This is a genomic window from Amycolatopsis sp. NPDC049253, from assembly GCF_040678995.1.
Lineage (GTDB): Bacteria > Actinomycetota > Actinomycetes > Mycobacteriales > Pseudonocardiaceae > Amycolatopsis.
Window position 1 is genome coordinate 321,462 of record NZ_JBFAQX010000005.1, and the last position, 22,703, is coordinate 344,164.

Sequence of the window (22,703 nt, forward strand, 5' to 3'; positions counted from 1 at the left end):
GTTGCCTGCCCTATGCGTGTTTCGCCGAGGCGGCGGCTTCGAGGCCCAGCAGCGTCACGGACTGCTCGCGCATCTCGACCTTGCGCACCTTGCCCGTCACGGTCATCGGGAACCCGTCGACGATGTGGACGTAGCGCGGGATCTTGTAGTGCGCCAGCTTGCCCTGCGAGAACTCGCGCACGGCCTCGGCGGTGAGGGGCTGCGCGCCCTCGCGCATCTGGATCCAGGCCATGAGCTCTTCGCCGTACTTGACGTCGGGGACGCCGATGACCTGCGCGTCGAGCACGTCCGGGTGCGTGTAGAGGAACTCCTCGATCTCGCGCGGGTACACGTTCTCCCCGCCGCGGATGACCATGTCCTTGATGCGGCCGGTGATGTTGAGGTAGCCGGCCTCGTCCATCACCGCGAGGTCGCCGGTGTGCATCCAGCGAGCGGCGTCGATGGCTTCGGCCGTCTTGTCGGGCTGTTCCCAGTAACCGAGCATCACGGAGTAGCCACGCGTGCAGAGCTCACCGGGCACGCCGCGCGGCACGGTGAGGCCCGTCTCGGGATCGACCACTTTGGACTCGAGGTGCGGCCCGACACGGCCGACCGTGGACACGCGGCGCTCCACCGAATCGTCCGCGCGCGTCTGCGTGGAGACCGGCGAGGTTTCCGTCATGCCGTAGCAGATCGACACTTCCGTCATGCCCATCCGGTCGATCACCTGCTTCATCACCTCGACCGGGCAAGGCGAGCCCGCCATGATGCCGGTGCGCAGCGACGACAGGTCGAACTCGCCGAAGTCGGGGTGGTTGAGCTCCGCGATGAACATCGTGGGCACGCCGTACAGCGACGTGCACCGCTCCGCCTCCACGGCCTCCAGGGTCGCCCGCGGATCGAACGCCGGCGCCGGGATCACCATGCACGCGCCGTGGCTGGTACACGCGAGGTTGCCCATCACCATGCCGAAGCAGTGGTAGAAGGGCACGGGGATGCACACGCGGTCTTCTTCGGTGTAGTTGCAGAGCTCGCCGACGAAGTAGCCGTTGTTGAGGATGTTGTGGTGCGACAGCGTGGCGCCCTTGGGGAAGCCCGTGGTGCCGGACGTGTACTGGATGTTGATGGGATCGTCGGCGCTCAGGTTCTTTTGGAGCTCGGCAATGGTTTCCGGAGCGCCACCCTCACCCTTGGCCATGAGGTCCGTCCAGGCGTCGGTGCCGAGCAGCACCACGAACTCGAGCCCGGAGCAGGTCGGCCGGACCTGCTCCACCATCGCCGCGTAGTCCGACGTCTTGAACTTGTCCGCCGCGACGAGCATCCGCACACCGGACTGGTTCAGCACGTACTCCAGCTCGTGCGAGCGGTACGCGGGGTTGATGTTGACAAGGATGGCGCCGATCTTGGCGGTCGCGTACTGGAGCAGCGTCCACTCCGCGCGGTTCGGCGACCAGATCCCGACGCGGTCCCCCTTGCCGATCCCGGTGGCGACGAGCCCGTGCGCGAGCTGGTCCACATCCCGTTTGAGCTCGGCATACGACCACTTCGTGCCGGCCGCGCGGTCCACCATCGCGTCGCGCTCCGGGAAGGCGGCCACGGTGCGGTCGAGGTTGTCCCCGATGGTGTCACCCAGCAGGGGGACATCGGACGTCCCGGAGGCGTAACTGGGCAGGGCGGGCGCGTCGGGCATGGTTGCCTCCCGGTGGGGTCTTCGTCGACACCCGCGAGTCTAGGAACCCGGGGTTCCGACGACCACCCGGCCGGGCGCCCGCCTTCCGCTACGCTCGGTGCGGGTTCTTTTCACGAGGGGTTGGGGTTGGGCCGTGCCGGAGGAGTTCTCCCTGAACTTGACCGAAGTCGACGTCGCCGTCCGCCGCAGCGGCCTGCCGGCTTCGTGGCACCCCTTCGAAATCCGCAGCCCAGGGCTGACGCTCTCTGAGAACCGCCGCTTGTCGGACTCGGCTTGGGACGCGTTGAGGTCCCGGAGCCTGGCTGTCTCGGACAAGCTGGACCACGACGTGTTGGCCACCTTGCAGGCCTGGACGCGGCCCGAGGTGCTGATCATCGTGCGGGCGGCGGAGCTTCCTGCGGGGACGGTGCTGTACCGGGCTTGCATCGGTGAGGGCTTGGGGGTGTTCTCGTCGTCCTCGCCCGAGGGGATCCGTTTCCAGCAGACTCGGCCGGATCGGCTGGTGGAGACGGTGTTGAGCATGTTCCCGGCTTACCCGCCTTTGCCGGTCGCGCCGGTGTCGATCACGCAGCCTCCGGCTCGGCATTCTTCGGGCTCGTCGGATGATTCTGACTTTTCGGACAGGGATTTCACGTCGGCTCCGCCGTCGCGCCGTGATCGGGATGCGTTGGGTGCGTACTCCCAGTGGGCTTTGCACCGGCACGGCACGGTCGAACTGTCGTTGCGTCCTCGGCACGGCGTACTGCGTCCAGTCTCGACGGCCACCTTCGTCGATACGGATGGGGGGCGGTATGTCACGTTCTCGGAGCCGCTTCGGGATGGGGGCTTCCGGCTGCGGTTCGTGCCGTCGGATGGATCTCACCTGCGGAGGTGGCTGTTCGAGACGATCGAGGAAGGGATCCGGTGAGCGTCTCCGGCGTTCATGGCGTGACCGGACCGACTCGTGGCCGTTACCCACTCGCGTCTCTCGCTGCCCTCACCCTCATCTTGACCGCCTGCGACGGCTCGGTCGACGGGAACCCGTCACCGGCGACTTCGGGCAGCCCGGGGACGAGCAGCGCGACACCGCCGCTGTCTAGCACGCCATTGGCAGAGATGCGCCCTTGCAAGACGTTGGACCAGGCACTCCCCGGGCAAGGATTTCCGGTGTCCGCTCCATCGAGCGCTGATCTGGAGCACGCTTGCGACACTACGAAACCCAGTAGCGGCACCTTCGGCGTGGACTTGCAAGACGACCAGAGCTACGACACCACCCTTGCCAATCCTGCTTCGACCCAAACCGGCAATGTGCGCGAACGGCAAGCCGTCCTCCAGCTCGAGACCAATCATCAAGCCGGCACCTGTGCCGTCAGCATCGAAGTCAAGCCGTGGTCTCGGGCAATTGTGTTCGGAGCCCTCACCTCAACCGACACCGACGAGGCGTGTATTGAAACGCGGAAGGTCGCAGAAGCCGTGGAGCTCCTGCTCCCGAGGGGCACGTGACCAGCCGGCTGTCGGAACTTGCTGACAAGCCCACAACGACCCATCCCGAGGGAGCGAGGGAGCACGTAGCAACCGGATCGCATCGACGGTCAGCTACCCGTAGTGTTCAGCGTGTGACTGGACCGATCCGTGGCTTCGCGACCATCGTCGGCCTCGCCGGACTCGCCTGCGCTCTGACTGCTTGTGGCAGCTCAGTAGGAGGTAACCCCACTGCGGTGAGCCCATCGCGGTCCGCACCGAGCAGTTCGCCCAGCTCGCAAACGGACACCCCGCTGGCCGGGATGAGTCCGTGCAAAACGCTGGACCAGGCACTCGCCGGGCAGGGCTATCCACATGCCAGCCCGTCCATCGCCGATCAGAAGACGGCATGCGACACACAAAAGTTCAGACAGGCCCATCTCAGCCTGGGACTACAAGACGGACAGAGCTACGACACGAGCATCCCCAACCCCGCGAATGCCACAACCGGTAACGTGCGTGCTCGACGAGCGATCCTGGAACCAGAGCCCACCCAGCAAGCCGGCAGCTGCGCCGTCTCGATCGAGGCCAAACCAAAATCCCGGGCAACGGTCTTCGCCGCACTCACCTCCGGTAACACTGATGATGCCTGCCTCAGGGCTCGGCTCGTGGCGGAGGGCGTCGAACGGCTGCTACCCAAGAACACCTGATGCTCGCTTCGGCAACAGGCTCGCCGCCGACGATCACCTACCCGTAGTGTTCACCGGGTGACCGGACCGATCCGTGGCTTCGTGACCTTCGTCGGCCTCGCCGCTCTCGCCTGCGCTCTGACTGCCTGCGACGGCTCAGTGGGCGGCAACCCCACCCCGGTGAGCCCGTCAGGGTCCCCCTCGAGCAGTGCGCCGAGCACGCAGTCGGACACCCCGCTGGCGGGGATGAGCCCGTGCAAGACGCTGGACCAGGCGCTTGCCGGGCAAGGCTATCCCCCGTCGACACCGTCGATCGCCGATCAGGAACACGCTTGCGACGCCAACAAGCCAGGACAAGACTATCTCGGCCTGGTTCTGCAGGACGGACAGAGCTACGACGCGAACCTCCCGAATCCGTCAAAGGCTCAAACCGGCCACGTTCGCGCTCGGCGGGCGATCCTCGAACTGGAGCCGACCGGACAAGAGGGCCTCTGCGCCGTCAGTATCGAAGTCAAGCCGAAGTCGCGTGCTCTCGTCTCAGCTTCACTCGCGCCCGGAACCACCGACGCGGCTTGTACCAGGGCCAGGGCTGTCGCCGAAGCGGTCGAACTTCTGCTCCCGAAGAACACCTGATGGCGACCAGGCGGTTGTCCCCAACTCCCTGACAGCTCACCTCTGGCCATCTAGAGTGGGCGGGGGAGCACGTAGCGTGTCCAGGAGGGTTGTACAGCGATGACGAGTGCGTCCGAATTCGGCGGTGGTCCCCCGGCCTCGGCCGACACGGGGCAAGGCAGTGTTCCGGATCTTCTGGTCAATCCTCTCGACACCGAGGGCGTACACCGCCTCAACGAAGGTGCACAGAAATTCAAAGCCCTGGCCGAAGGGGGCGGCTTCGCTGTCAACGAAGCAGGGTTTCAGGCGTACAACAAGGTATGTGACGATTTTATCGACGGCTACAACAAAGAGGCCCGAAACTTCTTCCATCTCTTGACGCGCGCCAAAATGGGTTCGAGCGACTACGCGAATCAAGTCGCCGACTTCAACATCAAGGTCGCCAACGGTGACAAGCAGTCCCTGATCCCCAACCTCAAGCTGCTCCTGGACAGCATTACACAGGTCCAGCAGGCTCTGCAGATCGCGCGCAACAACTACCGCGAAGCCGACAGCGAGCACGCCCAGACCTTCTCCGGCATCGGCAAGGCGGACTGATGAGCGAGCGCGCACAACCCCGCGAATACGAAGCCGACTACTACAGCCAGACCCACGCCGACCTGTCGAAGAAGGCAGCGCCGGGGCGGTTCGGTGCTGAGGATCAGCAGAATGTTCGCGATTCGGTCGATCAGCGCACCGGCCAGGCGGCGTCGAACTATTCGGTCACCCAGGGTGAGGAGCTCCTGCAGGGCCAGGCCACTCGCGGTGACGCCCCAGCCCCCGATGCGAACTACGCGGCGCACGATCACCAGCAGCTCTACGACATGGTCCACACCAACATGGACCCCGGCGACCTTGACGCTCGCGGGCGAGTCGCCAACGACCTTGGCAACTGGCTGGCCGACGTGTCCAACTCGATCAACGACGCGGCCAATTCGAGCCAGATCGAGTGGCAGGGCGCGGGCGCGTCGCAAGCGCACAACTTCTTCCAGAACACCGCGACCTACGCGGCGAACACCGCGAACGCCGCCCAGCTGAGCTCCAACCGCTACTCGCAGCAGGCCGCGGCGGCCGGGCACGCGCAGACGACCATGCCGGAGCCCGTGAAGTTCGACCAGCAGGCCGAGATGGCCAAGGCTACGCAGCAGTTGAGTGTCGCGAATCCTGCGGCCGCTGCGCAGACGATGCGAGACATCGGCGCCAAGCAGCAGCAGGCGGACGCCGCGCACCAGCAGGCTGTGCAGGTGATGCAGGGGCTCGACAACACGTACCACGAAACGTCCACGACTCAGCCCCAGTTCTCAGCCCCGCCGCCGATCGGAGGCGGGGACGACAGCACCCACGCGAGCAGCGCCGGCCCCGGTGCCGGTCTCGGCCACGCGGGCGCCCTCAGCGGTGGCAGCAACTTCGGCGCACCCGGCGGCGTCCCCGGCGGAGGAGCCCCTGGTGGTGCGGGTGGCCCCGCAGGCTTCAGCGGCAACGCCTACACGCCGCCCGGTGCGGGCTCCAGCACCGGCGCTGGGTCGTTCGGTGGGCCCGGCGGTACGGGGGGCACCGGGTTCCGGCCGCCCGCGGGTGGCGGTGGCTTCGGACGGCTGACCCCCGATGCGTTGACGTTCGGGGGTGGCCCGGGTGGCGCGGGGGGTGCCGGGGACGAGACCCTGCGCGGCGGACGAGCCGGCGGTGGATCCGGGCGGCCCGGCGGCGGGTTCGCCGGCAGCCGCGTATCCGGCGGCGGAGCGAAGCCCGGCGAAGGCGAAGGCCCCGGGTCCGGCAAGGGTGCCGGCGAGCGGTTGGAGCGCGGGGCGACCGCAGCGGCCAACGCGGGTAAAGCCGGGAAGGCCGGTGCGGGCGGAGCGGCCGGCGCAGCGGGGGCCGGTAAGAAGAAGGAAGACGACAAGGAGCACAAGAACAAGCTCCCCAACCAGGAAGACCCCGACGAGGTGTTCGAGGTGCGCCCCGAGCGGGGGCCCGACGGGGAGAAGATCACGCCCCCGGTCATCGGCGGCTGACTAGAGACTGACGGAGCGCGGCGCCATCCGGTCGATGGCGCCGCGTTGCTCGACGCCAACCGGGAGGGCGCGCCGCGTTGCTCGACGCCAACCGGGAGGGCGCGCCGTGTTGCTCGGCGCCATCCGGTGGGTGGCGACGTGTTGCGGTTCCAAGCGAAGCCAGAGGCGACGCGTTGAGCGAGTCGCCCTGGGGGACGAGCGCGCGTCGCTGAGCGAAGCCAGAGGCGACGCGTTGAGCGCGCCGCGCCCTGGGCGTCAAGCGGGTGCAGCCGGCAACCCGCACAAGTCGACAAAACGACATCCACAAAACCCAGGGGAAATCCCTGACACCCCCACCGACCCACGCCGGTACCGTCAACTCCATGCGGTTCTACGTGGTCGATGCGTTCACCGGGGAGGCGTTCGCCGGGAACCCGGCCGGCGTGGTGGTCCTGGAGGGGGACGTGGAAGCGGCCTGGATGCAGCAGGTCGCCAACGAGATGAAGCACTCCGAGACAGCCTTCGTCAGGACGAGCGACACCACGACAACCCTGCGCTGGTTCACGCCGGCGACCGAGGTGGACCTGTGTGGCCACGCCACCATCGCGGCGACGCAGGTGCTCGGCGGGACGCAGACCTACGAAACCCGCAGTGGCCTCCTCACCTGCACCAAGCACGACGACGGCTGGATCGAGATGGACTTCCCCGCCGATGAGCCGCGGGAAACGCAAGAGGACGTCAGCCACATCCTCACCGACGACAACATGAAGCCCCTCTACGTCGGACGCAGCAGGGAGAACCTGTTCGTCGAGCTCGAGACGCCGGAGCAGGTCGCCCAAGCCACGCCGAACCTCGTGGAGCTCAAGAACACCTGGACCGGCCGGATGATCATCACCGCACAAGGCGACGCCACAGCAGACTTCGTCAGCCGGTTCTTCGGCCCCGGCGTCGGCGTGGACGAGGACCCCGTCACGGGATCCGCCCACTGCGCCCTGGCGCCCTACTGGGGCAGGAAGCTCGGCAGGACGAAGCTGCAAGCCCACCAGATCTCGCGAAGGGGCGGCGTCGTCCGAACCGAACTCGACAACGACCGCGTCCGCATCAGTGGGCAGGCGGTCACCGTGGTGAGTGGGGAGCTGCACGTCTGATGCGCCTGCTGCTGAACATCATCTGGCTCGTGCTCTGCGGATTCTGGATGGCCGTGGGCTACGTCCTCGCGGGCATCGTGTGCTGCATCCTCATCATCACCATCCCGTTCGGGCTGGCGTCGTTCCGGATCGCGAACTACGCGTTGTGGCCGTTCGGCCGGACGGTGGTCGACCGGCGCGACGCGGGTGTCGGGTCGGTGCTGGGCAACATCATCTGGTTCATCTTCGCCGGCCTGTGGCTGGCGATCGGCCACGTGGTCACCGGCATCGCGCTGTGCATCACGATCATCGGGATCCCGTTGGGGATCGCGAACTTCAAGCTGATCCCCGTGTCGCTGATGCCGCTGGGCAAGGAGATCGTCGACGCCCCCTAGGACTCAGGCGTGAACGGCAACGGCACCACGAGACACGGCCCGCCCACGAACAGGCCGCCGTCGATGCCCAGCGCCTTGCCGCCGGCGTACAGGTACGGCCCCTCGATCTGCGCCGGGTGGATGCCCAGCTGGTCGGCGATCACGCTGTGGCCGTGGACGATCCGCGAGCCGCCCAGAGCCTCCATCAACGCGTCCGCGTTCTCCTCGCCCGCCGGGCCGCGGAACGCGTAGCGCGTGGTCATCCGGCGCCAGACGTCCCACCACGCCTCGATGTCGCTGCCGGTCAGGATTTCCCCCACCGAAGCGTTGATCGACGCGATGTCCGAGCCCCAGTCGAGGTACTCCAGCGTGTCCGAGTGCATCAGCAGGTGGTCGTCGACCAGCGCCACCAGCGGCCGCGCCGAGAGCCACTCGATGTGTTCCGGCGTCAGGCGGTCCTGATCGGACAGCAGGCCGCCGTTGATCTCCCAGCTGCGGGCGAAGCTGCGCGGCCCGAAGTCCGAGGGCACCTGGCGGTCGCCGAAGTGGTACATCCCCAGGAGCAGGATCTCGTGGTTCCCCAGCAGCATCTCCACGGCGCCGCCGGCCTCCGGCGCCTGTTCCTGCAGTGAACGCACGAAGTCGATCACGCCGACGCCGTCGGGACCGCGGTCCACGAAGTCACCGAGGAACCACAGCCGGTCTTCGGCGCCGCTCCACTTGCCGTCGCTGTCGACCAGCCCCTCGGCGCGCAGTGCGTCGGCCAGGGCGTCGCGGTGCCCGTGGACGTCGCCCACCACATACACGCTCATCGTTCGACGATAGGCCCTGCTCCGGCGCGCACGCCGGTCAGCCTTCGCCGAACGGGTCCAGGGTTCGCCCGATCAGGTCCGCGACCGTGTCGATCACCATCGTCGGCCGATACGGATAGCGTTCGGCCGACTCCTGGCTGGATATCCCGCTGAGCACGAGGACCGTCTGCAGCCCCGCTTCGATGCCCGCGTGGATGTCGGTGTCCATGCGGTCGCCGATCATCAGCGTCGACTCCGAGTGCGCGCCGAGGCGCCGCAACGCCGAGCGCATCATCAGCGGGTTCGGCTTGCCCACGAAGTACGGCGAACGCCCGGTCGCGCGCTCGATCAGCGCCGCGACGGACCCCGTGGCCGGCAGCGAACCCTCCATGCTGGGACCGGTCGCGTCCGGGTTGGTGGCGATGAACTTCGCGCCGCGCTCGATCAGGCGGATCGCGTTGGTGATGGAACTGAAGCTGTACGTGCGGGTCTCGCCCAGCACCACGTAGTCCGGGTCGCGCTCGGTCAGCACGTATCCGACCTCGTGCAACGCCGTGGTCAGCCCGGCCTCGCCGATCACGAACGCCGTGCCGCCCGGGCGCTGCGAGTCGAGGAACTGCGCGGTGGCCAGCGCGGAGGTCCAGATCGACTCCTCCGGGATGTCGAGGCCGGTGCGCAGCAGCCGGGCCCGCAGGTCGCGCGGGGTGTAGATGGAGTTGTTCGTGAGCACCAGGAAGCCGATGCCGTTGTCCCGCAGCTCGCCGAGGAACTCGTCCGCGCGCGGCACGAGGTGCTCCTCGCGAACCAGGACGCCGTCCATGTCGCTCAGGTACGTCCAGCGTCCTTCTGTCACCCTCGCCGTCCTCTGGTCTGCGGTACTTGATCGAAACAGGCGCACCGTACCACGGCACCCCGTCACAGTGCGCCCACAACGAAGGATTTCCGTTGGGGCACAACGCAGTCAGGCTTGCGCGGGGTGTACCGCCACCGTCGCGGCCTTCACCGACAGCGTCACGGACGAACCCGGCTCCAGCTCCAGGTCGGCCACCGCCGCCGGCGTGAGGTCCGCGGTCAGGCCCTCGGCCCAGCCCCCGCCGGTCACGCGCAGCCGGATCACGGGCCCGTGCGGTTCCAGGGCCGCGACCGTGGCCTCGGCCGTGTTGCGCGGGCTGCCGTGGTGCTCGCCGTCGTGCGGGTACACGGCCACCGCGTTGGGCTCGAACACGGCGACGGCCGCCTCGCCGACCACGGCGTCCGGCGACAGCAGTCCCGACACCAGATCACCCGACTTCGTGCGCAGCCCCCCGGCCTCCGCGACGCCCGAAACCAGGTTGAGCCCCGCGATCCGGGCGGTGAACGCCGTGCGTGGCGCGGCCAGCACCTCTCGGGTCGGCCCTCGTTCGACGATGCGCCCGCCCGACATCACGGCCACGTGGTCGGCCAGCGCGAGCGCGTCGAGCGGATCGTGCGTGACCAGCACCGTCGTCGGGCCGTCGCGCAGCACCCGCCGCAGCAGGCCGCGGATCGCGGGCGCCGCGTCCACGTCGAGAGCGGCGAACGGCTCGTCGAGCAGCAGCAACGACGGCGTCGAAGCCAGCGCCCGGGCGAGCGCCACCCGCTGCTGCTGGCCGCCCGAGAGCTGGCCGGGCCGCCGGCGCGCGAACGCCGACGCGTCCACCTCCGCCAGCCACCTTTCCGCCACCTCCCGGGACTTCACCCGCCCGGCCCCGGCCGAACGCGGGGCGAAGGCGACATTGTCCAAAGCGGACAGATGCGGGAACAGCAACGCGTCCTGCGACAGCAACCCGACACCACGCGCGTGCGGCGGCAGGTCCACCTTCTCACCCGCCAGCACGCGGCCGGACAACGTGATGTCGGCCGACGTCACGGGCACCAGTCCGGCCAGGCCACCGAGCACTGTGGACTTTCCGGAGCCGTTCGGCCCGAGCAGCGCGAGCACCGTTCCCTCGGGCACGGTGAACTCGACGTCGAGGGAGAACGTGCCGCGCGAGAGCGCGATCCGCGCCGAGAGCGTCACCGGAAACCACCTTCGAACGACCGCGGCCGCGCCACCGCGATGACCACGATCGCCACCACGATCAGCAGGAGCGCGAGCGCCACCGCGCTGTCGACGTCCACCTCGGCCTGCGTGTAGACCTCCAGCGGCAACGTCCGGGTGACGCCCTCCAGGCTGCCGGCGAACGTGATGGTCGCGCCGAACTCCCCCAGCGCGCGGGCGAAGCTGAGGACCACCCCGGAGCCGAGCGCCGGCAGCAGCAACGGCAGCGTCACGCGGCGGAACACCGTCCACGGCCGCGCGCCGAGCGTGGCAGCCACCTGCTCGTAGCGGTCGCCGGAGCCGCGCAGCGCGCCTTCGAGGCTCACGACCAGGAACGGCATGGCCACGAACGTCTGCGCGATCACCACGGCCGCGGTCGTGAACGGGATCTGCTGGCCGGTCAACGCGTTGATCAGGATGCCGAGGAAACCCTTGCGCCCCAGCAGGTACAGCAGGGCGAGGCCGCCGACCACGGGCGGGAGCACCAGCGGCAGCAGCACGATCGAGCGCAGCAGCCGCGTGCCGCGCACGCGCGACCGGGCCAGCACCACGGCCAGCGGCACGCCGAGGATCACGCACGCCACCGTGGACAGCGCAGCGGTGATCACCGACAGCTTCAACGCGGCCAGCGACGACGCGGAGATCAGGAGAGACGGGAAGCGGGCGACGTCCGAGCGCACGAGCAGCCCGACGACGGGCAGCACCACCAGCGCGAGCGCCGCCACGGCGGGGATCCAGAGAACAAGGGGAACCCGCGAGTGCGGCGGCCGGGACACAGCCGCCGCACCGCGTTGCCCCTTACTGCGCCGGGCCAAACCCGATCTTGGTCAGCTCGGCCTTGCCCTGCGCGCCGAGGACGAAGTCGTTGAACTCCTTGGCCAGAGCGGCCTGCGGAGCGTCCTTCACCACGGCGATCGGGTAGCTGTTGATCGCGCCGGAAGACTCCGGGAAGTCCACCTTGTCGACCTTGTCCGCGGCCGAGGTCGCGTCGGTGACGTAGACCAGGCCCGCGTCGGCGTCACCCGACTGCACCTTCGCCAGCACCTGCTTGACGTCGGTCTCCTCGCTCGCCGGCTTCAGCGTGACGTGGGTGTTGTCCTCGACCTTCTTGGTCGCCGAGCCGCACGGCACCTGCTGCGCGCAGACGACCACGGTCAGGCCCGCCTTGGTCAGGTCGGAGAAGGTCTTGATGCCCTTCGGGTTGCCCTTGGCCACGGCGATCGCCAGCTTGTTGGTGGCGAACACCGTCGGCTGCCCGTCGATCACGCCGCCCTGCACGGCCTTGTCCATGTTGGCCTGGTCGGCGGAGGCGAACACGTCGGCCTTGGCCCCGTTGTCCAGTTTCTGCACGAGCGCCGACGAGCCCTCGTAGTCGAACTTGACGGTGACACCCGGGTGCGCGGCCTCGAACTCCTTGCCGAGCTCGTTGAACGACTCGGTGAGCGACGCGGCGGCGAACACCGTCAGCGTGCCCGTCGCGCTCGAACCGGCGGGCGAGGGCACCGCCGGGCCGCCCGAGCCCGAGCTGGTGCTGGCCTCGTCGTTCGCGCTGCACGCACCGGCCAACAACGCGACCGCCGCGACGGCGATGGCGAGCTTCTTCATCTGTTTCCTTCCGGGGTCTCCACCACGACGGTGGTCGCCTTGACAACGGCCACCGCGAGCACACCCGGGCGCAGCCCGAGCTCGCGGACGGCTTCCGAACTCATCAGTGACACCACTCGGTGCGCCCCGCACTGCAGCTCGACCTGGGCCATCACCTTGTCGGCGGTGACCTCGGTGACGAGCCCCACGAAGCGGTTTCGGGCGGAGCGGCCGACTGCCGACGGGTCGTCGGGACCGGCGGCCTGCGCGCGGGCGAACCCCGCCAGCTGGGCACCGTCGACGACCTTCCGGCCGGCGGCGTCGTCCGTCGCGGTCAACTGACCGCCGCGGACCCAGCGCCGGACCGTGTCGTCACTGACGCCGAGGAGCCGGGCAGCCTCGGACAACCGAAATTGCGGCATGGCGGGAAGATTATCGCCGCAGTTGAGGAAAAGCTATGTGAAACGTGAATTGTCGAGCAGTTCGTTGTGTGACTCTTCGAGTATTGCGTTCTGGTAACGCTCGGGGTTTGGCCGGACGGTCCCGGCCGCCGGCCGCCGCGGTCGATCGAGCCGGCCGATGACCCGCGTCACAGCCGGTGTGGACAGTCGGGTCCGACCGGCGATCCACGTCACAGCCAGGGGTTTCCGCCTCCCGTCGTGCGAGGTCGGGGGTGGTGCGGTCGATTCCGGACAGTCCCGGTGGCGCCGGCGGGCGAGCGGCGTGGCCGAGCGCGTGAGCAGGCGGTCACGGGGAGGTCACCGAACGCTCGTGAGATCTCGTTCGTCGGCCGGCCGTGGATAAGGAGGAGTCGGCTTTTCACACCTGCGCGAGTTAAGCTGTGAGTAATGACGGCAGTACATCTCGGGTTTCCTCGCGTCCCCGGTACACGAGGTTCGTCCGGCGTGCCCTCGGCACCCCGCCCCGACCATCCGGGCTTGCTCGACCAGTTCGGCCGCGTCGCCACGGATCTGAGGGTCTCGCTCACGGACCGCTGCAACCTACGCTGCACGTACTGCATGCCCGCCGAAGGCCTCGACTGGATGCCCGGCGAGCAGGTGCTCAGCGACGACGAGCTGGTGCGGCTCATGCGCATCGCCGTCGAGACGCTGGGCGTCACCGACATCCGCTTGACCGGCGGAGAGCCGCTGCTGCGCCGGGGCCTCGAGGACATCGTGGCGCGCATCACGGCGCTCGAGCCGCGGCCGCGGGTTTCCATGACCACCAACGGGATCGGGCTCGCGAAACGGGCGAAGGGCCTCGCCGACGCCGGCCTGGACCGGATCAACGTGTCGCTCGACACCGTGGACCGCGCCCTGTTCGAGCAGATCACCCGCCGCGACCGGCTCTCCCACGTGCTCGCGGGCCTCGCCGCCGCACGTGACGCGGGGCTGGCGCCGGTGAAGGTCAACTCCGTGCTGATGCGCGGGATCAACGAGCACGAGGCCGTGCCGCTGCTGCGGTTCTGCCTCGACGAGGGCTACCACCTGCGGTTCATCGAGCAGATGCCGCTCGACGCGCAGCACGGCTGGAACCGCGGCGAGATGATCACCGCCGAGGAGATCCTGTCGATGCTGGGCGAGGAGTTCTCGCTGTCACCGTTCCCGGCCGCCCGCGGCGGCGCGCCGGCGGAGCGGTGGCTGGTCGACGGCGGACCCGGCGACGTGGGCGTGATCGCGTCGGTGACCAGGCCGTTCTGCTCCGCGTGCGAGCGCACCCGGCTCACGGCCGACGGCGCGGTGCGCTCCTGCCTCTTCTCCAACGACGAGACGGACCTGCGCGCCCTCGTGCGCGCGGGCGCGCGTGATGAAGAGGTGGCGGACGCGTGGCGGGCCACGATGTGGGGCAAGCTCGCGGGCCACGAGATCAACGAAGCCGGGTTCGCGCAGCCGATCCGGCCCATGAGTGCGATCGGCGGATGACATGTCACCCCAGTCCCTGGAACCGATGACCGTGCTGGTCCGCTACTTCGCCTCCTCCCGCGCGGCGGCGGGGGTGGAAGAGGAGAAGCTGAAGCTGCCCGAGGGCTCGACCGTCGCGGACGCGGTCCGCTTGGTGCGCGAGCTGCATCCGGGACCGCTGCCGCGCATCCTCGACGCGGCGAGCTTCCTGTTGAACGAGGTTGCCGTCCGTAATCAGAATCGCGCCCTCAGTGACGGAGCGCAACTCGACGTGCTCCCGCCCTTCGCCGGCGGCTGACCCTCCCGAGACCCCGTCAGACCCCGCTCAGGGGCTCACTGGGCCCCCGAACCCTCCCGTCCGGCCAGTTGGTCCGGACCACGCCGACCGGCGCTCAAGGCGCCGTGAGCGGCCATTTTCGTCAATACCTACTCTCCGAAGTAGTTCGCTCACGGCGTATTCCCGGGCACCCGTAGAACCACTCGGCGTGCACTGGCGGACTTCGCACTGAGTGGTTTAAGGTGCCCGACTCAATGGCTGCACGAATGGACCGTTGACGCCTTATCGACGTGATCCAAGCCTCACGATCCGTGAAATATCTCAGGCAGAAAACGGGCAGATAACGGCCCTCTGACCTGCGAAAACATGCCGATCGTGAGAGGTTGCTTGCTGTTACTGTGACGTAGGTCACATGCCGAATAATTTCCGATCACGGCTCTCGTTACGTACCGTCGCTTTTCGGTTGGCCCCGACCGACCGAGCAAGACCGGGAATCCGTAGCGCCTAGCCCTGTCCGACGGATACCCGGACCCATACCCCGAGCGAAAGCATTTCCGGACAGGGACGAGGGGACGAAGACCGCGCGTCGTGCGCTGTCCGCGTCTGCCGCCCGGCAACGGGCGGACGGGCTCCCAACCCGGCCCTCAGCCTTCGGGCTCGTAGGTGCAGGAAACCGAGAAGTATTCTCATGTCTTACCGAGGCAAGCACCGCAAGATGTCCGCCGCCACCCGCACCATCGCCCGCGTCGCTGTCGCGGGGATCGCGGTCGGCGCGCCCATCGCGATCGCCGCGACCCCCGCGTCGGCGACCAACTGGGACGCTGTCGCGCAGTGTGAGAGCAGCGGCAACTGGAACACCAACACCGGCAACGGCTACTACGGCGGCCTGCAGTTCACGCAGAGCACCTGGAAGGCCTACGGCGGCACCGGCAGTGCGGCGAACGCTTCCCGTGAGCAGCAGATCGCCGTGGCCGAGCGCGTTCTCGCGGGCCAGGGCGGCGGCGCGTGGCCGAACTGCTACGGCAAGGGTGCCGGCGGCTCGACCGCGGCGCACAAGTCGACGAAGTCGACCAAGTCGACCTCGAAGTCGACGACCAAGAAGGCGACCCCGAAGAAGAGCACCAGCGCCCCCAAGAAGGTCGCCAGCACTCCGGTCACCGGCGTGCCGAGCTCGAACCCGAACGGTGACTACACCGTCGTGGCCGGTGACAGCCTGTCGAAGATCGCCAAGCAGCTCAACGTTCAGGGCGGCTTCCAGAAGCTGCAGGACCTGAACAAGGCCTACATCCCGAACGCCAACCTGATCCTGGTCGGTCAGAAGATCGCCACCAAGTGACTCCTGGCCTCTTCGTGAGGTCGTGAAGTCCTTCAGGGCGCAGCGTTCGGTTGGCTGTGATCCGACGAAAGGGCCCCACCGCGAATTTCCCCCGGCGGTGGGGCCCTTCGTGGGGTCTGCGGAACGGCCATGGCCGCAGCGGATCAGGGCGAGTTGACCCATTCGTCGGAGCCGTCGGTGAAGTGCTGGTGTTTCCAGATCGGGAGCCGGGCCTTCACCTCGTCGACGAGCTCCGCGCAGGCCGCGAAGGCCTGGCCGCGGTGTTCGGCGGCGACAGCGCACGCCAGCGCCACGTCGCCGATGGCGAGCGGGCCGACGCGGTGGCTCACGGCCACGGCGCGCACGCCCGTCCAGCCCGCGGCGAGCTCGGTGACGACCTGGGCGAGCACGTCGCCCGCGGTGGGGTGGCCTTCATAGATGAGGTCGAGCACGCCCTTGCCGCCGTCGTGGTCGCGCACGACCCCGCCGAAGGTGACGACGGCACCGGCGGCGGCGTCCTCCACGAGGCGGGCGTGGTCGTCGACGGACAGCGGCTGGTCGCTGACCTCCGCGCGGAGGATGCGGACTCGAGGTGTGCTCGGGGTCTTGGCGTCGAGCGGATCCGCCGGCAGCGAGTCCGCGGCGAGTGCGTCGGCGACGGAGGCCGACTTCTCCGTGGATTCGGCGGCTTGGTCGGCCTTGGCCAGGTCTTCCGAAGCGGGCCGCGGGTGGTCGCCGCCGGCCAGCTGGTCCACGGCGTGGTCCAGGATCCCCTCCAGCACGCCCAGCCCGTCCTTCACGCCGCCCCGCGAGCCGGGCAGGTTGACGACGAGCGTGCGGCCCGCGACACCCGAGAGGCCACGCGACAACACGGCCGTCGGCACGTGCGGCAGGCCCGCGGACCGAATCGCGTCCGCGACGCCCGGAAGCTCGTAGTCCAGCACTTCGCGCGTGACGTCCGGCGTGCGGTCCGTCGGCGAAATACCCGTGCCGCCGGTGGTCAGGACCACCGCGACACCCTCGGAAATCGCCGCGCGCAAGGCGATCCCCACCGGTTCTCCGTCTTCGACGACCACCGGGTCGGGCACCGCGTAGCCGCGCCCCGCGAGCCACTCCACGAGCACCGGGCCGGTTTTGTCCTCGTAGACGCCCTTCGCGGCGCGGTTGGACGCCACGATCACCCGTGCCTCGCTCATGACTGCCGCTCCCACGTGCCGGTCTTGCCGCCGTCCTTGCGGATCAGGCGGACGTTGTCGAGCGTCGCGGCCGGATCCACGGCCTTGATCATGTCGTGCAGCGTGAGCCCCGCCACCGCGACGGCCGTGAGGGCCTCCATCTCGACGCCGGTGACGTCGGTGGTCTTCGCCGTCGCGCTGATGTGGACGGCGCTGGAGTCCAGTTCGAACTCCACTTTCACGCCGGACAACGCGATCTGGTGGCACAGCGGGATCAGCTCGGGCACGCGCTTGGCACCCATGATGCCGGCGATCCGGGCCGTCGCCAGTGCGTCGCCCTTCGGCAACCCGTTGGCGGACAACAGATCCACCACCTCGGCGGTGGTGTGCACCGTGCCGCCGGCGAGCGCCGTGCGCGCGGTGGCCGTCTTGCCGGAGACGTCGACCATCCGCGCGGCGCCGGTTTCGTCGACGTGGCTGAGTTCACTCACCCCAGGAGGCTATGCCAGCGGTGTCCCGGTCGACAAAAAGGCCCCGTCACCGCGGCGAGCGATGACGGGGCCTCGTGGCGCCCGGGAAACTCAGACGGCCGTGGCCTCCGCGCGGACGGCCGCCTTCACGGCCTCCGCGACGGCCGGGGCCACCGCGTTGTCGAACACGCTCGGCACGATGAACGACGCGTTGAGCCGGCTCTGGTCCACCACGTCGGCGATCGCGTCGGCGGCCGCCAGCAGCATGGTGTCGTCGATGTTGTGGGCGGCGGCGTCGAGCAGGCCGCGGAAGACGCCGGGGAACGCCAGCACGTTGTTGATCTGGTTCGGGAAGTCGCTGCGGCCGGTGGCGACCACGGCGGCGTGCTGCTGCGCCTCCAGCGGGTCGATCTCCGGGTCCGGGTTCGCCAGTGCGAAGACGACGGCGTCCTTGTTCATCGTCGCCACCTGGTCGGCGCCGAAGAGGTTCGGAGCCGAGACGCCGATGAACACGTCGGCGTTGACCAGGGCCTCGTGCAGCGTGCCGGCCTGCTTGTCGCGGTTGGTGTGGTTCGCGATCCAGGTCAGGTTGTCGTCGAGGTTGCCGCGGTCCGGGTGGACGATGCCGTCGATGTCGGCGGCCACGATGTCACCCGGGTTCTTGCGCAGCAGCAGCCGGATGATGGCCGAGCCGGCCGCGCCGACGCCGCTGACCACGATCTTGCAGTCCTCGATCTCCTTGCCGACCACGCGCAGCGCGTTGCGCAGCGCCGCGACGACCACGATCGCCGTGCCGTGCTGGTCGTCGTGGAACACCGGGATGTCGAGCTGCTCACGCAGGCGCGCCTCGATCTCGAAGCAGCGCGGCGCGGCGATGTCCTCGAGGTTGATGCCCGCGTAGACCGGCGCGATCGCCTTGACGATCTTGATGATCTCCTCGGTGTCCTGCGTGTCCAGGCACACCGGCCACGCGTCGACGCCCGCGAACTTCTTGAACAGCGCCGCCTTGCCCTCCATCACGGGCAGCGCGGCGGCCGGGCCGATGTTGCCGAGGCCGAGCACGGCCGAGCCGTCTGTGACCACGGCCACGGTGTTGCGCTTGATGGTCAGGCGGCGCGCGTCCTCGGGGTTCGCGGCGATCGCCTGGCACACGCGGGCGACCCCCGGCGTGTACGCGCGGGAGAGGTCGTCACGGTTGCGGAGCGCGACCTTGGGCGTGACCTCGATCTTGCCGCCGAGGTGGATCAGGAACGTCCGGTCGGAGACCTTGCGGACCTTCACGCCCGGCAGTGAGTCGAGTGCCTGGGTGATGTCCTGCGCGTGGTTCTCCGACAGCGCGTTGGCGCTGATGTCGACCACGATCGTGTCGGCGTGCGACTCGACGACGTCGAACGCCGTCAGCACGCCGCCGACGCGGCCGACGGCGGTGGTGAGGTCACCGGCGGCCGTGGAGGAAGCCGGGGCCTCGACCCGGACGGTGATCGAATACCCGGGACCGGGAACCGGCATGGCACTAACTCCCCGCTGGGAAACCTGTGGCTAGGACACTTCGAACACTAGCCCCGTGACCGCCGCCACCCGACCCCAACCGGGTGACTGACCAGTAACTACGGTCGTTTCCCCAGAAGCGGGGATTCAGCGGTTGATTTCCGTCTCCGGGTGCACGTAGGGCACCGAGTCGAGCGGGAAGGCCAGGTCACCGAACGGCGACAGCGCGCCCTGGCGGTCGGAGGCGAGCTCCGACACGGGGTGCTCACCGTCTTCCGCCGGCCAGGTGGGGTCGATGCCCTTTTTCCTGCCGTTCTCGCCCTTCGCCACAACGCCCTCCATTGACCTGGTGCCGCCGGTTCGCCCACAGTCTGCCCGAACACCCCCGGAGCCCGCTCACCCGCCCGGTATCCTGGACGTCTATGCCCGCGACCTCTCTGGCGGACTGGCTGCGTGCGGAGTCCGACGACGCACTCGCCGACCTGCTGCGCACCCGTCGCGATCTGTCGACCCCGCCGCCTTCCGACACCACCGTGCTGGCCACGCGCGCCGGCACACCCGGCTCGGTCGCGCGCGCTTGCGAGGACCTCGACACGTTCACGCTGGCCGTCCTCGACGGCTTCCTCGTGGCGGGCGCGGACACCGCGCCGGTGTCGCTGCCTTCGGTTGCCGCGATGGTCGGAACGGACATTTCGGGCCCGCTGGCGCGATTGCGGGCGCGGGCACTGGTGTGGGGTGCCGAGGACGAGCTGAGGGTGCCGCCGGCCGCGCGTGACGCGCTGGGGCCGTTCCCGGCGGGCCTCGGGGCGCCGTCGCCGGCGTTGGCGGCTTCCGACCTGGCCGCGCGGCTCGCGGAGGTCGGCGAGGACGAGCGCAAGGTGCTCACGGCGCTGGCCGCCGGTCCGCCGATCGGGCGCACGCGTGACGCGAGCTTCGACGTCTCGCTGTCCGATGCGGCCACGCCGGTGCAGAAGCTGCTGGCGCGCTCACTGTTGCTGCGGCGCGACGACCAGACGGTGGAGCTGCCCCGCGAGCTGGGACTGCTGTTGCGCGGCGGGGTGGCGTTCGACGCGGCCACGCTGGTCGAGCCCGAGCTGCCCATCCATCCACATCAGACGGACACTGTGGACTCCGCGGCGGCCGGCGAGGCGATGGAGTTGCTGCGGCAGATGGAAACGCTGCTGCGTTCGTGGTCGGTCACGCCTCCGCCCGTGCTCAAGTCCGGCGGGCTGGGCGTGCGGGAGCTGCGGAAGCTGGCGAAGGACCTGGAGACCGACGAGGCGCGCGCGTCGTTCGTCGCGGAGCTGGCCGTGGGCGCCGGTTTGGTGGCCGACAGCGAGGCGACCACGCCGGAGTGGGTGCCGACCACGCTCACGGATTCGTGGCTCGCGTCGCCGACGGTGCAGCGCTGGATGACGCTCGCGCAGGCGTGGCTGGAGCTGCCGCGGCTGCCCGGGCTGGCCGGCGGACGGGACGCGAAGGACAAGCCGATCGCGCCGTTGTCGGAGGATCTGCGTCGTCCGCTCGCGCCGGTTTCGCGTCGCCGGGTGCTGGTGGCTCTTGCGGACCTGGCGCCCGGCTCCGGCGTGAAGAGCGTGGACGAGCTGGTGGCGGTGCTCGCGTGGCGCGCGCCGCGGCGCGGTGGGCGGCTGCGCGACGAGACCGTGCGCTGGACGATGGCCGAAGGGGCGGCGCTCGGCCTGGTCGGGCTGGGCGCGCTGACCACCGCCACGCGGCTGCTGCTGGAGGACGACCGCCCCGGCGCGGTCGAGGCGATGCACGACGCGTTGCCCACGCCGGTCGACCACGTGCTCGTGCAGGCGGATCTGACGGTCGTCGCGCCGGGACCGCTCGAACCCGAGCTGGCGACCGCCATGGCCGCCGTCGCCGACATCGAGTCGGCCGGGCACGCGACCGTCTACCGCGTGACCGAGACGACCGTGCGCCGCGCCCTCGACACCGGCCGCACGGCCGACGAGCTGCACGCGCTGTTCCGCGCCAAGTCCGCCACCCCCGTGCCGCAGGCACTCACGTACTTGATCGACGACGTCGCCCGCCGGCACGGCCGCCTCCGCGGCGGCACCGCCGCGTCGTTCCTGCGGTGCGACGACGAGGCCCTGCTGGCCGAGGTGCTCGCCCATCCCGTCGCCGCGGAGTACGACCTGCGCATGATCGCCCCGACGGTCCTCATCAGCCCCGTGCCGCTGGGTGAAGTCCTGGAAGCCTTGCGCGGTGCGGGTTTCGCGCCGGCCGCCGAGGGTCCGGACGGCCGCGTCGTCGACATCCGCCCGTCCGGCCGCCGGCTTCCCGCGCGCGCCCGCGCGGCCCGCTCACGCCCGGGCGAGCAGGCCGTCCTCACCGACGACCAGGCCACGCGCATCGTCGCCAACCTCCGCGCCGGCGACGCGGCCACCGCACGCCGCCGCGGCTCCGCCGTCCGCGCCCCCTCCGGCGGCGGCGCCGACACCACCGCGACGCTGGAACTGCTCTCCCGCGCGACCCTCGAACGCCGCGAGGTGTGGATCGGCTTCGTCGACTCCCGCGGCACGGCCAGCCAACGCGTCGTACGCCCGGTGCGCGTCGGCGGCGGCGTGCTGGAGGGGACGGACCACGAGCGGTACCCGTTGCACCGCATCACTTCGGCCGCGCTGGTGGAGGAGTAGGTCCTCACCAGGCATAGGCCTCCGGCGCAGGTTTCGCGCCGTTCGGGCCCGGGAGAGGGAAGATCCGGTCCAGCTCGGCAAGCGTCTCCGCGTCCAGCTTCAACTCAAGGGCGCACAGGGCGCCGTCGAGGTGGGCGGACGTGCGAGGGCCGATGACGGGACCCGTGACGCCGTCCTGGGCCAGCAGCCAGGCGAGGCCGACGTGGGCGGGAACTTCGCCGAGGTCGGCGCAAAGCTTCTCGTACTCCGCAACGGAATCGGCGTGGGCGGCGAGGCCGGCCGCCCACAGGCCGGTGCCGCTGCGGTCGGCGCTGCCGTCGCGCTGTTTGCGGAGCACACCACTGAGGACGCCGCCGTGGAGCGGGGACCAGGGGATGACGCCGATGCCGTAGGCCCGGGCGGCGGGGAGCACTTCGAGCTCGGCCCCAGCGGGACAGCAGGTTGTAGATCGACTGCTCGCTCACCAGACCGAGGAAGTGCCGCGACCGCGCAGCCTCCTGCGCTTGCGCGAGGTGCCAGCCGGCGAGGTTGGACGAGCCGAAGTACAGCACTTTTCCTTGCTGGTGAAGGACTTCGAACGCTGACCAGATCTCGTCCCACGACGTGGCACGGTCGATGTGGTGCATCTGGTACAGGTCGACGTGGTCGGTCCGCAGCCGACGCAGGGACGCGTCGATCGCGTGGCGGATGTGGCGCGCGGACAGGCCGCGATCGTTCGGGCCGTCGCCGGTCGGCATGAAGAGCTTGGTGGCCAGCACGGTCCGCTCACGCCGATCGCCGCCGCGGGCGAACCAGCGGCCGAGGATCTCCTCGGTGCCGCCGGGCCGGTCACCGTAGGCGTCGGCGGTGTCGAAGAACCTGATTCCGTGCTCGTGCGCGCGATCCATGAACGCGTGACTGCCCTCTTCGGACGTTCGCGAGCCGATGTTCATGGTTCCGAGGACGAGCCGCGAGACCGTGAGCCCACTGCGGCCGAGGCGGGTGTACTCCATGGCGCCAACCTCCTAGTTGCGTCGACCCCTGCGCGCGGACGCCGAGC

General features: G+C 69.4%; 24 protein-coding genes and 1 pseudogene. 12 read left to right on the forward strand and 13 right to left on the reverse strand.

The window, feature by feature from the left end:
* Positions 1 to 10: 10 nt before the first annotated feature.
* On the reverse strand, positions 11 to 1,669 hold the full coding sequence (locus AB0K15_RS14820) for an AMP-binding protein (protein ID WP_364049586.1): 1,659 nt from the start codon (positions 1,667 to 1,669) through the stop codon (positions 11 to 13).
* A 157-nt stretch (positions 1,670 to 1,826) separates the two neighbouring features.
* Between AB0K15_RS14820 and AB0K15_RS14825 the strand changes: the two genes are divergently transcribed.
* The 8 genes from AB0K15_RS14825 (at position 1,827) to AB0K15_RS14860 (ending at position 7,962) form a co-directional block, all read left to right on the forward strand.
* Positions 1,827 to 2,576 (forward strand): ESX secretion-associated protein EspG, encoded by a 750-nt coding sequence (locus tag AB0K15_RS14825; RefSeq protein WP_364049588.1) that lies wholly within the window; start codon positions 1,827 to 1,829, stop codon positions 2,574 to 2,576.
* A 239-nt stretch (positions 2,577 to 2,815) separates the two neighbouring features.
* Positions 2,816 to 3,151: a hypothetical protein gene (locus AB0K15_RS14830; RefSeq protein ID WP_364049590.1), complete on the forward strand. Its 336-nt coding sequence runs from the start codon at positions 2,816 to 2,818 to the stop codon at positions 3,149 to 3,151.
* Between the two features lie 113 nt (positions 3,152 to 3,264).
* Entirely contained in the window at positions 3,265 to 3,819 is a 555-nt protein-coding gene (locus tag AB0K15_RS14835) for a hypothetical protein (RefSeq protein ID WP_364049592.1), read from the forward strand.
* A gap of 57 nt (positions 3,820 to 3,876) precedes the next feature.
* Positions 3,877 to 4,431, forward strand: a complete 555-nt coding sequence (locus tag AB0K15_RS14840) for a hypothetical protein (RefSeq protein WP_364049594.1) — start codon at positions 3,877 to 3,879, stop codon at positions 4,429 to 4,431.
* A gap of 99 nt (positions 4,432 to 4,530) precedes the next feature.
* Positions 4,531 to 5,007, forward strand: coding sequence for a hypothetical protein (locus AB0K15_RS14845; RefSeq protein WP_364049596.1), 477 nt, complete (start codon positions 4,531 to 4,533; stop codon positions 5,005 to 5,007).
* Positions 5,007 to 6,461: a hypothetical protein gene (locus AB0K15_RS14850; RefSeq protein WP_364049598.1), complete on the forward strand. Its 1,455-nt coding sequence runs from the start codon at positions 5,007 to 5,009 to the stop codon at positions 6,459 to 6,461. The genes AB0K15_RS14845 and AB0K15_RS14850 overlap by 1 nt, the downstream gene beginning before the upstream one ends.
* A gap of 362 nt (positions 6,462 to 6,823) precedes the next feature.
* Entirely contained in the window at positions 6,824 to 7,588 is a 765-nt protein-coding gene (locus AB0K15_RS14855) for a PhzF family phenazine biosynthesis protein (RefSeq protein ID WP_364049600.1), read from the forward strand.
* Positions 7,588 to 7,962, forward strand: a complete 375-nt coding sequence (locus AB0K15_RS14860) for a YccF domain-containing protein (RefSeq protein ID WP_364049602.1) — start codon at positions 7,588 to 7,590, stop codon at positions 7,960 to 7,962. The genes AB0K15_RS14855 and AB0K15_RS14860 overlap by 1 nt, the downstream gene beginning before the upstream one ends.
* On the opposite strand, the gene AB0K15_RS14865 is transcribed toward AB0K15_RS14860, so the two are convergent.
* From AB0K15_RS14865 to AB0K15_RS14890, 6 genes are all read right to left on the reverse strand, one after another.
* Positions 7,959 to 8,753, reverse strand: coding sequence for a metallophosphoesterase family protein (locus AB0K15_RS14865; protein ID WP_364049604.1), 795 nt, complete (start codon positions 8,751 to 8,753; stop codon positions 7,959 to 7,961). The genes AB0K15_RS14860 and AB0K15_RS14865 overlap by 4 nt on opposite strands.
* 37 nt (positions 8,754 to 8,790) lie before the next feature.
* Positions 8,791 to 9,585, reverse strand: a complete 795-nt coding sequence (locus tag AB0K15_RS14870) for an HAD-IIA family hydrolase (RefSeq protein ID WP_364049606.1) — start codon at positions 9,583 to 9,585, stop codon at positions 8,791 to 8,793.
* Positions 9,586 to 9,693: 108 nt separating this feature from the next.
* Positions 9,694 to 10,770 carry an ABC transporter ATP-binding protein gene (locus AB0K15_RS14875; RefSeq protein WP_364049608.1) on the reverse strand — a complete coding sequence of 359 codons (1,077 nt, stop codon included), beginning with the start codon at positions 10,768 to 10,770 and terminating at the stop codon, positions 9,694 to 9,696.
* Complete coding sequence (locus AB0K15_RS14880) at positions 10,767 to 11,567, reverse strand: ABC transporter permease (RefSeq protein ID WP_364049610.1); 801 nt, start codon at positions 11,565 to 11,567, stop codon at positions 10,767 to 10,769. Before AB0K15_RS14880 ends, AB0K15_RS14875 begins: the two co-directional genes overlap by 4 nt.
* A gap of 22 nt (positions 11,568 to 11,589) precedes the next feature.
* Entirely contained in the window at positions 11,590 to 12,396 is an 807-nt protein-coding gene (gene modA, locus AB0K15_RS14885) for a molybdate ABC transporter substrate-binding protein (RefSeq protein WP_364049612.1), read from the reverse strand.
* Positions 12,393 to 12,797 carry a TOBE domain-containing protein gene (locus AB0K15_RS14890; RefSeq protein ID WP_354875326.1) on the reverse strand — a complete coding sequence of 135 codons (405 nt, stop codon included), beginning with the start codon at positions 12,795 to 12,797 and terminating at the stop codon, positions 12,393 to 12,395. Before AB0K15_RS14890 ends, modA begins: the two co-directional genes overlap by 4 nt.
* Positions 12,798 to 13,223: 426 nt before the next feature.
* Between AB0K15_RS14890 and moaA the strand changes: the two genes are divergently transcribed.
* From moaA to AB0K15_RS14905, 3 genes are all read left to right on the forward strand, one after another.
* Complete coding sequence (moaA, locus tag AB0K15_RS14895) at positions 13,224 to 14,297, forward strand: GTP 3',8-cyclase MoaA (RefSeq protein WP_364049614.1); 1,074 nt, start codon at positions 13,224 to 13,226, stop codon at positions 14,295 to 14,297.
* A 25-nt stretch (positions 14,298 to 14,322) separates the two neighbouring features.
* Positions 14,323 to 14,574 (forward strand): MoaD/ThiS family protein, encoded by a 252-nt coding sequence (locus AB0K15_RS14900; RefSeq protein ID WP_364049616.1) that lies wholly within the window; start codon positions 14,323 to 14,325, stop codon positions 14,572 to 14,574.
* 667 nt (positions 14,575 to 15,241) lie between these two features.
* Positions 15,242 to 15,889 (forward strand): transglycosylase family protein, encoded by a 648-nt coding sequence (locus AB0K15_RS14905; protein WP_364049618.1) that lies wholly within the window; start codon positions 15,242 to 15,244, stop codon positions 15,887 to 15,889.
* A 143-nt stretch (positions 15,890 to 16,032) separates the two neighbouring features.
* On the opposite strand, the gene AB0K15_RS14910 is transcribed toward AB0K15_RS14905, so the two are convergent.
* The 4 genes from AB0K15_RS14910 to AB0K15_RS14925 form a co-directional block, all read right to left on the reverse strand.
* Positions 16,033 to 17,064: a molybdenum cofactor biosynthesis protein MoaE gene (locus AB0K15_RS14910; protein WP_364049620.1), complete on the reverse strand. Its 1,032-nt coding sequence runs from the start codon at positions 17,062 to 17,064 to the stop codon at positions 16,033 to 16,035.
* Positions 17,061 to 17,534, reverse strand: coding sequence for a cyclic pyranopterin monophosphate synthase MoaC (gene moaC, locus AB0K15_RS14915; protein ID WP_364049622.1), 474 nt, complete (start codon positions 17,532 to 17,534; stop codon positions 17,061 to 17,063). Before moaC ends, AB0K15_RS14910 begins: the two co-directional genes overlap by 4 nt.
* A 90-nt stretch (positions 17,535 to 17,624) precedes the next feature.
* Positions 17,625 to 19,022 (reverse strand): NAD-dependent malic enzyme, encoded by a 1,398-nt coding sequence (locus tag AB0K15_RS14920; protein WP_364049624.1) that lies wholly within the window; start codon positions 19,020 to 19,022, stop codon positions 17,625 to 17,627.
* Positions 19,023 to 19,148: 126 nt separating this feature from the next.
* Positions 19,149 to 19,331, reverse strand: a complete 183-nt coding sequence (locus tag AB0K15_RS14925) for a hypothetical protein (RefSeq protein ID WP_364049626.1) — start codon at positions 19,329 to 19,331, stop codon at positions 19,149 to 19,151.
* Between the two features lie 92 nt (positions 19,332 to 19,423).
* Between AB0K15_RS14925 and AB0K15_RS14930 the strand changes: the two genes are divergently transcribed.
* A complete protein-coding gene (locus AB0K15_RS14930) occupies positions 19,424 to 21,664 on the forward strand; it encodes a helicase-associated domain-containing protein (RefSeq protein ID WP_364049628.1) in 2,241 nt (746 codons plus the stop codon).
* A 4-nt stretch (positions 21,665 to 21,668) separates the two neighbouring features.
* On the opposite strand, the gene AB0K15_RS14935 is transcribed toward AB0K15_RS14930, so the two are convergent.
* Positions 21,669 to 22,076, reverse strand: coding sequence for an aldo/keto reductase (locus AB0K15_RS14935; RefSeq protein WP_364049630.1), 408 nt, complete (start codon positions 22,074 to 22,076; stop codon positions 21,669 to 21,671).
* 79 nt (positions 22,077 to 22,155) lie between these two features.
* Positions 22,156 to 22,656 (reverse strand): annotated as a pseudogene (locus AB0K15_RS14940) (aldo/keto reductase); the annotation flags it as partial.
* Positions 22,657 to 22,703 lie beyond the last annotated feature (47 nt).

Coding starts and splice junctions, on each gene's coding strand:
- AB0K15_RS14900 (WP_364049616.1), top strand. CDS start 14,323: ATGACCGTGCTGGTCCGCTACTTCGCCTCCTCCCGCGCGGCGGCGGGG.
- AB0K15_RS14920 (WP_364049624.1), bottom strand. CDS start 19,022: ATGCCGGTTCCCGGTCCCGGGTATTCGATCACCGTCCGGGTCGAGGCC.
- AB0K15_RS14910 (WP_364049620.1), bottom strand. CDS start 17,064: ATGAGCGAGGCACGGGTGATCGTGGCGTCCAACCGCGCCGCGAAGGGC.
- AB0K15_RS14850 (WP_364049598.1), top strand. CDS start 5,007: ATGAGCGAGCGCGCACAACCCCGCGAATACGAAGCCGACTACTACAGC.
- AB0K15_RS14820 (WP_364049586.1), bottom strand. CDS start 1,669: ATGCCCGACGCGCCCGCCCTGCCCAGTTACGCCTCCGGGACGTCCGAT.
- moaA (WP_364049614.1), top strand. CDS start 13,224: ATGACGGCAGTACATCTCGGGTTTCCTCGCGTCCCCGGTACACGAGGT.
- AB0K15_RS14865 (WP_364049604.1), bottom strand. CDS start 8,753: ATGAGCGTGTATGTGGTGGGCGACGTCCACGGGCACCGCGACGCCCTG.
- modA (WP_364049612.1), bottom strand. CDS start 12,396: ATGAAGAAGCTCGCCATCGCCGTCGCGGCGGTCGCGTTGTTGGCCGGT.
- AB0K15_RS14930 (WP_364049628.1), top strand. CDS start 19,424: ATGCCCGCGACCTCTCTGGCGGACTGGCTGCGTGCGGAGTCCGACGAC.
- AB0K15_RS14855 (WP_364049600.1), top strand. CDS start 6,824: ATGCGGTTCTACGTGGTCGATGCGTTCACCGGGGAGGCGTTCGCCGGG.
- AB0K15_RS14845 (WP_364049596.1), top strand. CDS start 4,531: ATGACGAGTGCGTCCGAATTCGGCGGTGGTCCCCCGGCCTCGGCCGAC.
- AB0K15_RS14890 (WP_354875326.1), bottom strand. CDS start 12,797: ATGCCGCAATTTCGGTTGTCCGAGGCTGCCCGGCTCCTCGGCGTCAGT.
- AB0K15_RS14905 (WP_364049618.1), top strand. CDS start 15,242: ATGTCTTACCGAGGCAAGCACCGCAAGATGTCCGCCGCCACCCGCACC.
- AB0K15_RS14860 (WP_364049602.1), top strand. CDS start 7,588: ATGCGCCTGCTGCTGAACATCATCTGGCTCGTGCTCTGCGGATTCTGG.